Source organism: Plantactinospora sp. CNZ320 (assembly GCF_002846275.1).
The window spans coordinates 2,212,434-2,225,076 of the sequence record NZ_PJMP01000001.1 but is presented as its reverse complement, the minus strand read 5'-3'; the positions used below and the strand labels follow the sequence as shown (position 1 = coordinate 2,225,076).

The window sequence follows — 12,643 nt, the reverse complement described above, 5'->3', positions numbered from 1 at the left end:
GGCGGGAGAGTAGCTGGCGCGCACTGTCGAGCTGGGTGCCCAGGTGGGGCAGCGGCCGGAGCCGGAGCTAGGCGGCGAGGCCGTGCCGGGGATGCCGGTGACCGGTGCGCAGCCCGGACCGGATCGTCCGGGCGATCTCGGGACGGCCGAGTCCGCTGCGGCGGGCGGCGTCGGCCAGTACGACGCTGATGTCGTGGTCGTCCAGCAGATCGAGCGCGGCGAGCTGGCCGAGATGGTATGCCGCCCGGTAGAGCGTGGTGTTGCGGGTGCCGGTCACCGCGCTCGCGACGGTGCTGGCCTCGGCGGCGAGCGCGGCGCTGGCGTACCGGTCGGGGTGGCGGATCCGGTCGGCGCCACCCGGGCCACCGGCCCCCGGACGGGCCGGAGGTGCCGGTGGGAGGAGCAGCGCGGCCAGTTCCGGCGGACAGTCGGCGAGCGGCACGCCGAGCGGGCGGATCCAGCGGTAGTCCCGGCCGCTGGCGTGCCGGGACGGCGGAGCGACGACGTAGCCGCCGACTCCGCGCCAGTCGACGCCGGGCAGCAGACCGCTCCGGTTGCCGACGCCGGTCGCACGCAGATAGAGGTGCCAGCCGCCAGAGCCGGTCCGGACCACCGGCCCGGTGATCCGGCGCTCCCGGACCACCTCGCGCAGCGCGGCGACCCCGTCCGGCGGGTCGACGTCGCAGACGTCGAACCGGTCACCGGTACGCAGCGCCAGGTTGGCCCGGGGCCAGCGGGTCCACCACTGCCGGATCACCTCCGACCGGGTGCTGGCGTCGTGCAGGCCGTGCCGGAGCAGGCTGCGGTGCCACCGGGGATGTTTGCCGGGCCGGTCGCAGTCGGGACGGCGGCAGGTGCAGCCGGTCGCGGTCGGGGAGTGCAGCGGCAACACGGGTACGCCGAGGGCGGCGTACCCCAGGGCGGCGCGCAGCAGCGGTGTCATCCCGACCTCCTCACCGGCCGGATACCCACACTCAGGATATTCGAACATCTGTCCGATCGGTACCGCCGATCAGTGCCATCAGCTCGGGCCAGGACTCGACCCGGCGGACCGCCGGAAGGTGTGACCGGTGGCTGTGCACCTCGTGCTCCCTCGGCCGGAAAAGGTAGCGGTGTGGCACCGACTCCAGATAGGAGAGCACCTCCAGCCGGTCGTCGACGAAGTGCGTCAGACCCAGTGCGGCGGCGATCGGCGCCTTGCCCTGCCGCGTCCGGCAGAAGTGCAGGTTTCCGGCCGGCATGCCGGTACGTGAGTAGAAGTCGTGGTGATCCAGCCAGAGCCGGGTACGCCGCTCCACTCGTTCGCCGCACTTGGACACCAGGTACACGTGCTCGCCGAACGTACCGGCCACCAGGGCGGCCACCGCCTCGAACGCCCCCGGCATCGGCGGCGTACGCCGGAAGTCCGCGAGCAGTGCGGTGTCATCAGTCTCCGGACCCGGCAACGGCCCGGCGGGCGCCGGCACCGGCCCGGTCGTCCGGTCCTCCTCCGGACAGAGCCGGTCCACTTGCTGGACGAGGACTCCGCCGATGTCTATTCCGATTCTCATGCCTCGATGATCGGCAGCCGTTCCGAAGTCGTCCAACGGATTGTCGCCCGTGCCCCGGCCGGGCACCGAGACGAGAGGCCGCCACCCCCCGAGGTCGAGGAAGGGCCCCCGCTACAACAGAAAACGATAAGCGGGGGCCCTTCCTTGCACGTCAGCGGCTGTGGGCGGTGCTGTGCTCCTTGCGGATCTGGTCGGCCAGGTGCGCCGGCATCGGCTCGTAGCGGGCGAAGGAACGCCGGAAGGTACCACCACCAGCGGTCATCGAGCGCAGCTCGACGGCGTACCGGAGCAACTCGGTCGCCGGCACCTCGGCCCGGACCAGCGTGTGGTCGGTACCGGCCGGATCCGGCTCGGTGCCGAGCACCCGGCCGCGCCGGCCGGACATGTCGCTCATCACCGCACCCACGTTGGCGTCCGGCACCCGCACCACCACCTCGTCGACCGGCTCCAGGAGCGTGACCTGGCCCTTCTCGGCCGCGTCGCGCAGCGCCAGCGAGCCGGCGGTCTGGAAGGCGGCGTCGGACGAGTCGACGCTGTGCGCCTTGCCGTCCACAAGGGTCACCCGCAGGTCCACCACCGGATAGCCGGCGACGATGCCCCGAACCATCTGGGTGCGTACCCCCTTCTCCACCGACGGGATGTAGTTGTGCGGCACGGCGCCGCCGACCACCCGGTCGGCGAACTCGAAGCCCGCACCCCGGGGCAGCGGCTCCACCTCGATGTCGCAGACCGCGTACTGGCCATGGCCGCCGGACTGCTTCACGTGCCGGCCGTGCCCCTTCGAGGCGACCGCGAAGGTCTCGCGCAGCGCCACCCGGACCGGTTCGGTCTCCAGGTCCACCCCGCCACCGCGCAGCCGGTCGAGCACCACCTCGGCGTGCGCCTCGCCCATGCACCAGAGCACCAGTTGGTGGGTCTCCGGGTTGCGTTCCAGCCGCATCGTCGGGTCACCGGCGACCAGCCGGGCCAGGTTCTTGGCCAGCGCGTCCTCGTCGGCCCGGCTCTTCGCGACGATCGCCACCGGCAGCAGCGGTTCGGGCATCTCCCAGGGTTCGACAAGCAGCGGGTGCTCCTTGGCCGAGATGGTGTCGCCGGTCTCCGCCGTACCCGACTTGGTGATCGCGCAGATGTCGCCGGCCACGCAGTACGGCACCTCGCGCAGCGCGGCGCCGAGCGGGGAGTAGATGTGCGCGATCCGCTCGTCGGCGTCGTGGTCGGGATGGCCGCGCTCGGCCATGCCGTGCCCCGAGACGTGCACCACCTGGTCCGGGCGGAGCGTGCCGGAGAAGACCCGGACCAGGGAGACCCGGCCGACGTGCCGATCGATGGTGGTCTTGACCACCTCGGCCACCAGCGGGCCGTCCGGGTCGCAGTGCAGGGGCGGCTGCGGCGAGCCGTCGACACCGGTGACGGTCGGCAGGTCGTGCTCCAGCGGGGTCGGGAACGCCGAGGTCAGCAGCTCCAGCAGGACGTCGATGCCGAGCCCGGTCTCGGCGCAGACCGGTACCACCGGATAGAAGTGTCCCCGGGCGACCGCCTTCTCCAGGTCGTCGATCAGGACCTGCGTCTCGATCTCCTCGCCGCCGAGATAGCGGTCCAGCAGGGTCTCGTCCTCGCTCTCCGCGATGATCCCCTCGATCAGCTCGTTGCGGGCGTCGCCGATCGCCGGCAGGTGCTCGGGATCCGGGTCGCGGACCGCCGCCGGCAGCCCGGCGGAGTAGTCGAAGACCCGGCGGGTGATCAGGCCCATCAGGCCGACCACGTCGACACCCTCGTCGTCGAGCATCGGCAGGTAGAGCGGGAGTACGTTGTCGCCGAAGACCCGCTGGCAGAGCGCCACCGTCTCGTCGAGGTCGGCCCGCTGGTGGTCGAGCCGGGTGACCGCGACCGCCCGGGGCATCCCGACGGCGGCACACTCCTGCCAGAGCGCGGCGGTCGCCCCGTCCATCCCGTCGACCGCCGAGACGACGAAGAGCGCCGCGTCGGCGGCGCGCAGCCCGGCCCGGAGTTCGCCGACGAAGTCCGCGTAGCCGGGGGTGTCCAACAGGTTGACCTTGACGCCGTCGTGTCGCAGCGGCGCGCAGGCCAGGCTGATCGAGCGCTGCTGGCGTACCGCCGCCGGATCGTGGTCGCACACCGTGGTGCCCTCGGTCACCACACCGGGCCGCGAGATCGTGCCGGTCGCCGCCAGCAGCGCGTCGACCAGGGTCGTCTTCCCGGCACCGGAGTGGCCCACGAGCACCACGTTGCGAACCCTGCCGGGCTCGTCCACCACCGGCGCCGGGCCGGTGACACCCTTCTCCTGACTCTTCTGCGCCATCGGGGCGCACCTCCCTAAGCCGGTGGTTGGTGGCGACCGCCGCGCGCGACGGGGGAGCTGCCCGGGCGACTCCGCGGCGATATCCTCGGGGGGCCTGCCGTGCTGCCGGAGACGTGCCGGGTGACAGGTGAGCGACGTCACGTCCCCTGCACCGATCTCACACCTGTACAAGTCGTGACACAAGCCTGCGGGGCGAAGTAGGCGCCACCGGGCGTACCGTCGCCGTTCGCGGCCCGTTATGGTGGGACGGCCATGGCGAAGATCTTCCAGGTGTCGGCCCGGGCCGGCATGACCCGAGTCGTCGAACCGATCGCCCGGACCCTGCTGCGGGTCGGGGTGACGCCGAACGCCGTCACCGTGGCCGGCACGCTCGGGGTGGTGGTCGGATCGGTGGTGCTCGGCGCCCGGGGATACCTGGTCGCCGGGGCGCTCGTGGTGACCTTCTTCGCCCTCACCGACCTGCTCGACGGCACGATGGCCCGGATGCGCGGCGGGTCGAGCCGGTTCGGCGCGTTCCTCGACTCGAGCATGGACCGGGTCTCCGACGGTGCGGTCTTCGGCGCCGTCGCCTACTGGCTGGCCACCCAGGACGACCACGTCGGGGTCGCCGCCGCGTTGATCTGCCTGGTCGCCGGTGGCCTCGTCTCGTACGTCAAGGCCCGGGCCGAGGGGCTCGGAATGACCTGCAACGTCGGCATCGCCGAGCGGACCGAGCGGCTGCTGATCGTCGGGGTCGGCGGGCTGCTCACCGGCCTGGGGCTGGACTGGGCACTGGTCACCGCGCTCTGGCTGCTCGCCGCGATCTCGGTCTTCACCGTCGGGCAGCGGATGACGCACGTCTGGCGGCAGGCACAGCGCGCCGAGTTGGGCGTGGACGCGTGACCCGGGTCGGGCCTGGCCGGGTGACCCGGCCAGGCGGTGCGGGCGTGACCGGGTGGGTGCACGAGTGACACCGCCACGGGCCAGCCGGTGACCCCGGTCGAGTTCGGCTACCTGGCCGGCTGGCGGGCCGTACGCGCACTGCCCCGGCCGGCTGCGGCGGCGCTGTTCCGGGCCGCCGCCGACCAGGCGTACCGCAGGCGCGGCCCGGGTACCCGTCGACTCGCCGCCAACCTGCGTCGGGTGGTCGGCCCCGAGCTGCCGCAGGACGATCTCGAAGAGCTTGTCCGCCTGGGCATGCGCTCGTACGCCCGCTACTGGCTGGACGTGTTCCGGCTGCCGTCGCGCAGCCGGGAGCAGATCCGTGACGACTTCCGGCTCGACGGTGCGGAGGTGCTCGCCGCCGAGATGGCCGCCGGCCGGGGCGTAGTGGTGGCGCTGCCGCACTCCGGCAACTGGGACGCCGCCGGTGCCTGGGTGGCCGCGAAGGGCTGGCCGATCGCCACCGTGATGGAGCGGCTCAAGCCGGAGGGCGTCTACGAGCGGTTCCTCGCCTTCCGGCACCGGCTCGGCATGGAGATCCTGCCCACCCACGGCGGCCCCCGGGCACCGTTCGAGGTGCTCGCCGAGCGGGTCGCCGCCGGCTACCTGGTGCCGCTGCTCGCCGACCGGGACCTGTCGGCGCGCGGCATCGAAGTGCGGTTCTTCGGCGGCAGGGCGCGGATGCCGGCCGGCCCGGCGCTGCTGGCCATCCGGACCGGCGCGCCGCTCTACGTGGCGGCGCTCTGGTACGACCCGGCCGGTCCGCGAGGTCGGCTGATCGGGCCGCTGGAGATACCGCCGGCGGATGCCGGCCCGCTGGACCAGCGGGTCCGGGCGCTCACCCAGCAGATCGCCGACCGCCTGGCGGAGGGGATCGCGCAGCACCCGGAGGACTGGCACATGCTGCAACGGGTCTGGGTCGACGAGCCCGGCAGGAGCACCGGGGTGGCCGGTGGGGCCGGTCCGACCGGAGCGGCGGCGGAGACACCGGGTACCCCGTCGATCTCCGAGCCGGCCTGAAGGGGGAGGCACAGTGCGGATCGGCATCGTGTGTCCGTACTCCTTCGACGTCCCGGGCGGGGTGCAGAACCACGTGGTCGACCTCGCCGAGGCGCTGATCGGGCTCGGTCACGAGGTGAGCGTGCTGGCACCGGCGGACGAGGACTCGCCGCTGCCGCCGTACGTGGTGTCGGCCGGCCGGTCGGTGCCGCTGCCGTACAACGGGTCGGTCGCCCGGATCACCTTCGGGCCGGTCTCCACCGCCCGGGTCCGGCGCTGGCTGGCCCGGGGCAACTTCGACGTGCTGCACGTGCACGAGCCGTTCACGCTCAGCCTCTCGCTGCTGGCCGTGCTCTCCGCCCGGGGGCCGGTGGTCGCCACCTTCCACACCGCGATGACCCGGTCCCGGGCGCTCGCCGCCGCGCAGGGGGTGTTGCAGTTCGCCGTGGAGCGGATCACCGCCCGGATCGCGGTGAGCGCGCTGGCCCGCAAGGTCCAGGTCGAGCATCTCGGCGGCGGGGCGGTGGAGATCCCCAACGGGGTGGCGGTGGCGAAGTTCGCCGACGCCGAACCGCTGCCCGGATGGCCCGGCCGGTGTGCACCGGGTGAGGGCGGCACGCTGGGCTTCCTCGGCCGGTTCACCGAGCCCCGGAAGGGCTTCGGGGTGCTCCGGGAGGCGTTCGTCGAGCTTGCCGGGCAACGCCCGGGGTTGCGGCTGCTGGTCGCCGGCCCGGGCGACGACGCCGAGCTGCACGAGGGCGTACCGGAGGAGCTGCGGGACCGGATCACCTTCCTCGGCCGGGTCTCCGAACCGGACAAGGCGCGCATGCTGCGCAGCGTGCACCTCTACGTCGCACCGAACACCGGGGGCGAGTCGTTCGGCATGATCCTGACCGAGGCGATGGCCGCCGGGGCGACAGTGGTGGCAAGCGATCTGGACGCCTTCCGTCGGGTGTTGGACGGGGGGCGGGCCGGGGAACTCTTCCCCACCGGGGATGCGGTGGCGCTGCGGCGTACCCTGGCCAGCCTGCTCGACGACCCGGTGCGCCGTACGGAACTGTCGGCCTGTGCCCGGGAGGTGGTCGAGACCTTCGACTGGCCGACGGTGGCCCGCCGGGTCCTGGAGGTGTACGCCACCGCGATCGAGGCAACCGACGGTCGGGTGCTGGACCAGGAGTGGATCGGGCCGGCCTGAGCCGGATCGGTCGGCCCGGCACTGTTGTGCCCCGCCTGGGTTCGGTGGGCGGAAGCGTCCCCGGTGGGCCGGTGACGTGCCAGGAGACGGAATTGGGGGCCGCACTACGATGCCGGGCATGTGGTGGGTGGTGGGCGGCGTCGCGGCGGTCGTCCTGGTGACGGCGTACCTGGTCTGGATCGCGGCCCGGGTCGACCGGATGCACGTCCGGGTACGCTCGGCGACCCGCGCCCTCGACGCGCACCTGCTGCGCCGGGCGGCGGCCGCCGCCGTGCTGGCCGAGGAGCGGTACGGGGTGGAGCTGTACGCGGCGTCCCGGATCGCGCTGGACGCCGAGGGAGACGAGCGGGAGGCCGCCGAGAACGACCTGACCCGGCAACTGCGGTCCAGCCCGCTTGATCCGGAGGAGCCGGCCGCGGCGGCGGTGATCGGCGCCAGCCGGCGGCTCGCGCTGGCCCGTCAGGTGCACACCGACCTGGTACGCGACGCGCTCTCGCTGCGCCGCCGCCCCGTCGTACGCCTGTTCCGGATGGCGCGCAAGCACGAGCAACCGCGCTATTTCGACATCGACGACCCGACCCTGAGCACCCGTCCGGAACTGTCGGTCGGCTGACCGGCAACCGCACGGCCGGCCGGCCTGAGCCGGACCGTCGACGGCCTGAGCCGGGTCTGAGGCCGCACGCTCGCATGGCGTGAGCCGGGCCACAGTGCAGGCCACCCGGGGTCTGATTGGCTGTCGGTCCGGCGTTGTAGCCCGCGTAGCATCGAGTGCGATCCCACCCCCCAGAACACTGCCGAGGAGCGAGAACGCCGTGTCCGAATCCACCGCCAAGTCCGGTTCCGACAAGTCGACCGCTGCTGCGGAGCAGACCGTCAGTGCCACCGGCGTGGTCGGCACCGCACGGGTCAAGCGGGGTATGGCCGAGATGCTCAAGGGTGGCGTGATCATGGACGTGGTCACCCCGGAGCAGGCGAAGATCGCCGAGGACGCCGGGGCGGTCGCGGTGATGGCGCTGGAGCGGGTACCGGCCGACATCCGGGCCCAGGGCGGCGTCTCCCGGATGAGCGACCCCGACATGATCGACGGCATCATCAACGCGGTCTCCATCCCGGTGATGGCCAAGGCCCGGATCGGGCACTTCGTCGAGGCCCAGGTGCTCCAGGCGCTCGGCGTCGACTACGTCGACGAGTCCGAGGTGCTGACCCCGGCCGACTACGCCAACCACATCGACAAGTGGGCCTTCACCGTGCCCTTCGTCTGCGGCGCCACCAACCTGGGCGAGGCGCTGCGCCGGATCACCGAGGGCGCGGCGATGATCCGCTCCAAGGGCGAGGCCGGCACCGGTGACGTCTCCAACGCCACCACGCACATGCGGAAGATCCGCTACGAGATCCGCCGCCTCGGTTCGCTGCCCACCGACGAGCTGTTCGTCGCCGCCAAGGAGTTGCAGGCGCCGTACGAGCTGGTCCGGGAGGTGGCCGAGACCGGGAAGCTGCCGGTGGTGCTCTTCACCGCGGGCGGCATCGCCACCCCGGCCGACGCGGCGATGATGATGCAGCTCGGTGCGGAGGGGGTCTTCGTCGGCTCCGGGATCTTCAAGTCCGGCAACCCGGCGCAGCGGGCCGCCGCGATCGTCAAGGCCACCACCTTCTACGACGACCCGGACGTGCTGGCCAAGGTGTCGCGCGGGCTCGGCGAGGCGATGGTCGGGATCAACGTGGACGACATCCCGGTGCCGCACCGGCTGGCCGAACGCGGCTGGTGAGGTGACGTGACCGTACCCGTGATCGGGGTGCTCGCGGTGCAGGGTGACGTCCGCGAGCATCTCGCCGCCCTGACCAGCGCGGGCGCGCACGCCCGTCCGGTACGCCGGTCGGCGGAACTGGACGCGGTCGACGGCCTGGTCATCCCGGGTGGGGAGTCCACCACGATCAGCAAACTGGTCGACATCTTCGAGCTGCGCGAACCGGTGGACAAGCGGATCGCCGCGGGCATGCCGGTCTACGGCTCCTGTGCCGGGATGATCATGCTGGCTGCCGAGGTGCTCGACGGTCGACCGGACCAGCGCGGCTTCGACGGCATCGCGATGACGGTGCGCCGCAACGCCTTCGGCCGGCAGGTCGACTCGTTCGAGGCGCCGGTGGAGATCGCCGGCATCGATGGTGGACCGCTGCACGCGGTCTTCATCCGGGCGCCCTGGGTCGAGCGGGTCGGCGCCGGTGTGGAGATCCTGGGCACGGTCACCAGCGGCCCGACGGCCGGCCGGATCGTGGCGGTACGGCAGGGCAACCTGCTGGCCACCTCGTTCCATCCGGAACTCACCGGCGACGCGCGACTGCACCGCTACTTCGTCGACCTGGTCCGCACCGCGACCTGAACCGCCCGCCGCCCGCCGCCCGCTGTCCGCGGTTCGGAGCAGCTCGTTGCCCCAGGTGGCCGTCAGCCGGCCACCGAGCGCAGCTGACCAGGGCGTCGGCCCAGCAGCCGGTCCAGGGCCTCCGCGCTGGCGGCGTCGGCGGGGAGCTGCACCACCAACCGCTGCTGGTCGTCGGCGAGTTCCAACGTCTCGTACCCGAGGCGCACCGGCCCGACCTCCGGATGCCGCAACCAGCGCACCCCGCTGGACCTGACGGCGACCGGACGGCGCAGCCACCGCGAGGTGAAGTGTTTCCCGACGGTACGGCCGAGGCGCTCGGCGAACTCGTCGGTGGCCGGGTCGCCCTGCCGAAGCCGGTGCAACTCGGCGGCCTGTTGGTCGGCCAGCTCCGCCCAGTCGGGAAAGTGCTCCCGGGCGCGTTCGTCGGCGAAGACGTACCACACCAGATTGGGCTGGTCGCCGTCGAGCAGCCCGATCGGACGGGACACCCGGTCGAAAGGGTCGTTCCAGGCGAGCAGGTCGCCGATCCGGTTCACCAGGTACGCCGGCCGGTCCCGCAGCGCGTCCAGCAGCATCCGCGCCTCCGGCCGGACGGTACGCGACACCGTCGGTCCACGTCCCGCGCAGAGTTGCCGGCCGTGGTTGACCGCCGCGAGCTGCCGCAGGTGTTCCCGGTCGTCCTCGTCGAGCCGGAGCGCGTTCGCCAGCGCGGCGAGGATCTCCGGCGACGGTCGGCTGTCGCGGCCCTGTTCGAGCCGGGTCAGGTACTCCACGCTCACCTGCGCCAGCGTCGCGAGTTCGGCCCGGCGCAGCCCCGGGGTACGGCGTCGGTGGCCGGCGGGCAGACCCACCTGTTCGGGTCGCAACGCCTCCCGCCGACTGCGGAGGAACGCCCCCAGTTCTCCGTCCATCACCGGTCCAGTCTGCCGGTGTCGGGGGTCGGAAGGGTATCCCTGCCGGGGCTACCCTCGCGCCGGTCTCCCGGGGGCGGGGGATCGGCGATGGGATCGAGCCATGGACAGTACGCAACGCAGAGAACTGACGCACAGTACGGAGCGGACCGGTCCGCGCGTCGTCGGCGTGGTCGTGGGAAGCAGCCGTCCGGGCCGTCGAGGACCGGCGGTGGCCCAGTGGCTGGTCGAGGTGACGGCCCAGCACCCGGCGGTACGGGCCGACGAGGCAGCCGTCGAACTGATCGATCTGGCGGAGCAGCGGCTGCCGCTGCTCGATGAGCCGGTACCGGCCAGGTTCGGTGACTACCGGCACGAGCACACCCGTCGCTGGGCGGCGGTGGTGGCCGGATGCGACGCGTTCGTCTTCGTCACCCCGGAGTACAACCATTCGATTCCGGCCGTGCTGAAGAACGGCATCGACTATCTCGGCGCGGAGTGGCGGGGCAAACCGGCCGGCCTGGTCAGTTACGGCGTCAGCGGTGGCGAGCAGGCGGCCGGGCATCTGCGGGACATCCTCACCGAGGTGGGGATGGTGCTCGCGCCCACCCGGGTCGGCCTGGGTCTCTTCAGCGACTTCGACTGGTCCGGCGAGGACGATTCCGACCCGACCGCCGCGGGGCGGATCGCGCCGGGCGAGGACCGGTCGGCGGCGGTCACGTCGTTGTTCACCGAACTCCTCGACGCGGCCCGGAACCCGGTCCCGGTGTCATGAGCATGCAGACGATCCTGATCACGTACCAGGTCCGCCCGGACCGGCTCGACGCGCATCTGGCGCTGCTCGTCCCGGTGCACGAGGAACTGGCGCAGCTCCGGCCGGCCGGCTTCCGGTACCTGACGCTGCGGCTGCGCGACTCGAACCGGTTCGTCGACATCGCGATGGGGCCGGACCTGCCGGGGCCACTGGCGGTGATGGAGTCGTTCCGGCGCTACCGGGCCGAACTGGAGGAGCGCTGCACGGAGCGGGAGGTCTCGGAGTTCACCGTGGTGGGGTCGTACAACATGGGGGAGTAGGGCTTTTGCTGGTTCTGAGGTAATTCGTACTATTCCGTAGCCGCTGGCGTGCGGCGGGTGACGGCCACCCGCCGCACGTCGGTAGGATTGTCGAGATTCGGCAGGGCCATCTGGCCGCCACGGCTTCCAGCGGAACAGACCGGCACCACCATGTGCGTCGGGTGCGGAGCGAGGCGTGCGCGGTGCGGTCGAAGCAGGCGGCGGCTAGCAACGGAGGTAACAGATGTCCGGCCACTCCAAGTGGGCGACGACGAAGCACAAGAAGGCGGTCATCGACGCCAAGCGCGGAAAGATGTTCGCCAAGCTGATCAAGAACGTCGAGGTCGCCGCGCGTACCGGTGGTGGTGACCCGGCCGGCAACCCGACCCTCTTCGACGCCATCCAGAAGGCGAAGAAGAACTCGGTGCCGAACGACAACATCGACCGCGCCGTCAAGCGCGGTTCCGGGCTGGAGGCCGGGGGCGCCGACTGGCAGACGGTGATGTACGAGGGGTACGCCCCGGGCGGCGTCGCGCTGCTCATCGAGTGTCTGACCGACAACCGCAACCGTGCCGCGACCGAGGTACGCACCGCGCTGACCCGTAACGGCGGTTCGCTGGCGGACGCCGGATCGGTGTCGTACATGTTCTCCCGCAAGGGCGTGGTGATCGTGCCGAAGGCGGGGCTCTCCGAGGACGACGTGCTGCTCGCCGTACTCGACGCCGGGGCCGAGGAGGTCAACGACCTGGACGAGGCGTTCGAGGTGGTCTCCGAGCCCGGTGACCTGGTCGCCGTACGGACCGCGTTGCAGGACGCCGGGATCGACTACGAGTCGGCCGAGTCCTCCCTGGTGCCCAGCGTCACCGTCCCGCTCGACGCCGAAGGCGCCCGCAAGGTCTTCAAGCTGATCGACGCGCTGGAGGACTCCGACGACGTGCAGAACGTCTACGGCAACTTCGACGTCTCCGACGAGGTCATGGCGGCGGTCGGCTGAGCCGGCAGCGCACGGTGACGCTGGTCGGCGTGGTACGCCGGTTCGACGCCGACCGGGGCTGGGGTGTGCTCGACGCCCCCGAGACCCCGGGCGGCTGCTGGGTGCACTTCTCCGTCATCGCCGCCCCCGGTTACCGGAGCCTGGCGGCGGGGCAGCGGGTCTTCTTCCGGGCCGAGGCGCCTGGGCAGGACGGTTACCCGTACCGGGCCACGAAGGTCTGGAGCGACGGCCCGGTGGAGCCGCCGGACCGGGGGCCGGATGGTGCGGCGCCGGGGGCGTACCGCAGCACCCTGACGATCGTCTACGACGATCCGCCCGGCGGGGCCACCCCGGCCGGTTAGCG

At 72.2% G+C, this 12,643-nt stretch carries 14 protein-coding genes; 10 read left to right on the top strand and 4 right to left on the bottom strand.

The window, feature by feature from the left end; all coding sequences use genetic code 11:
* Positions 1–67 precede the first annotated feature (67 nt).
* The 3 genes from CLT71_RS09660 to CLT71_RS09650 form a co-directional block, all read right to left on the bottom strand.
* The gene (locus tag CLT71_RS09660; protein ID WP_101366815.1) at positions 68–943 is read right to left on the bottom strand and encodes a bifunctional DNA primase/polymerase; all 876 of its coding nucleotides are present in this window, start codon (positions 941–943) and stop codon (positions 68–70) included.
* A gap of 31 nt (positions 944–974) precedes the next feature.
* Positions 975–1,550 carry a hypothetical protein gene (locus CLT71_RS09655; RefSeq protein WP_143743423.1) on the bottom strand — a complete coding sequence of 192 codons (576 nt, stop codon included), beginning with the start codon at positions 1,548–1,550 and terminating at the stop codon, positions 975–977.
* Positions 1,551–1,701: 151 nt separating this feature from the next.
* Positions 1,702–3,870, bottom strand: coding sequence for an elongation factor G-like protein EF-G2 (locus CLT71_RS09650; RefSeq protein ID WP_101366813.1), 2,169 nt, complete (start codon positions 3,868–3,870; stop codon positions 1,702–1,704).
* A 252-nt stretch (positions 3,871–4,122) separates the two neighbouring features.
* On the opposite strand from CLT71_RS09650, the gene pgsA reads away from it, so the two are divergent.
* From pgsA to pdxT, 6 genes are all read left to right on the top strand, one after another.
* Entirely contained in the window at positions 4,123–4,752 is a 630-nt protein-coding gene (pgsA, locus tag CLT71_RS09645) for a phosphatidylinositol phosphate synthase (RefSeq protein ID WP_101366812.1), read from the top strand.
* Positions 4,753–4,839: 87 nt separating this feature from the next.
* Positions 4,840–5,811, top strand: coding sequence for a phosphatidylinositol mannoside acyltransferase (locus CLT71_RS09640; protein WP_101366811.1), 972 nt, complete (start codon positions 4,840–4,842; stop codon positions 5,809–5,811).
* Between the two features lie 13 nt (positions 5,812–5,824).
* The gene (locus tag CLT71_RS09635; protein ID WP_101366810.1) at positions 5,825–6,985 is read left to right on the top strand and encodes a glycosyltransferase family 4 protein; all 1,161 of its coding nucleotides are present in this window, start codon (positions 5,825–5,827) and stop codon (positions 6,983–6,985) included.
* Between the two features lie 109 nt (positions 6,986–7,094).
* Positions 7,095–7,598 carry a hypothetical protein gene (locus CLT71_RS09630; RefSeq protein ID WP_101366809.1) on the top strand — a complete coding sequence of 168 codons (504 nt, stop codon included), beginning with the start codon at positions 7,095–7,097 and terminating at the stop codon, positions 7,596–7,598.
* Positions 7,599–7,872: 274 nt separating this feature from the next.
* Complete coding sequence (pdxS, locus tag CLT71_RS09625; RefSeq protein WP_101371294.1) at positions 7,873–8,751, top strand: pyridoxal 5'-phosphate synthase lyase subunit PdxS; 879 nt, start codon at positions 7,873–7,875, stop codon at positions 8,749–8,751.
* 6 nt (positions 8,752–8,757) lie between these two features.
* Complete coding sequence (pdxT, locus tag CLT71_RS09620; RefSeq protein WP_101366808.1) at positions 8,758–9,363, top strand: pyridoxal 5'-phosphate synthase glutaminase subunit PdxT; 606 nt, start codon at positions 8,758–8,760, stop codon at positions 9,361–9,363.
* Between the two features lie 62 nt (positions 9,364–9,425).
* Here the strand turns inward: pdxT and CLT71_RS09615 are convergent, their stop codons facing one another.
* The gene (locus tag CLT71_RS09615) at positions 9,426–10,274 is read right to left on the bottom strand and encodes a helix-turn-helix transcriptional regulator (protein WP_486483166.1); all 849 of its coding nucleotides are present in this window, start codon (positions 10,272–10,274) and stop codon (positions 9,426–9,428) included.
* Positions 10,275–10,377: 103 nt separating this feature from the next.
* On the opposite strand from CLT71_RS09615, the gene CLT71_RS09610 reads away from it, so the two are divergent.
* The 4 genes from CLT71_RS09610 (at position 10,378) to CLT71_RS09595 (ending at position 12,641) form a co-directional block, all read left to right on the top strand.
* The gene (locus CLT71_RS09610) at positions 10,378–11,028 is read left to right on the top strand and encodes an NADPH-dependent FMN reductase (RefSeq protein WP_101366806.1); all 651 of its coding nucleotides are present in this window, start codon (positions 10,378–10,380) and stop codon (positions 11,026–11,028) included.
* The gene (locus CLT71_RS09605; RefSeq protein WP_143743422.1) at positions 11,025–11,327 is read left to right on the top strand and encodes a hypothetical protein; all 303 of its coding nucleotides are present in this window, start codon (positions 11,025–11,027) and stop codon (positions 11,325–11,327) included. The genes CLT71_RS09610 and CLT71_RS09605 overlap by 4 nt, the downstream gene beginning before the upstream one ends.
* 223 nt (positions 11,328–11,550) lie before the next feature.
* A complete protein-coding gene (locus CLT71_RS09600) occupies positions 11,551–12,300 on the top strand; it encodes a YebC/PmpR family DNA-binding transcriptional regulator (RefSeq protein WP_101366804.1) in 750 nt (249 codons plus the stop codon).
* Between the two features lie 14 nt (positions 12,301–12,314).
* A complete protein-coding gene (locus tag CLT71_RS09595) occupies positions 12,315–12,641 on the top strand; it encodes a cold shock domain-containing protein (protein WP_101366803.1) in 327 nt (108 codons plus the stop codon).
* Positions 12,642–12,643: the final 2 nt, after the last annotated feature.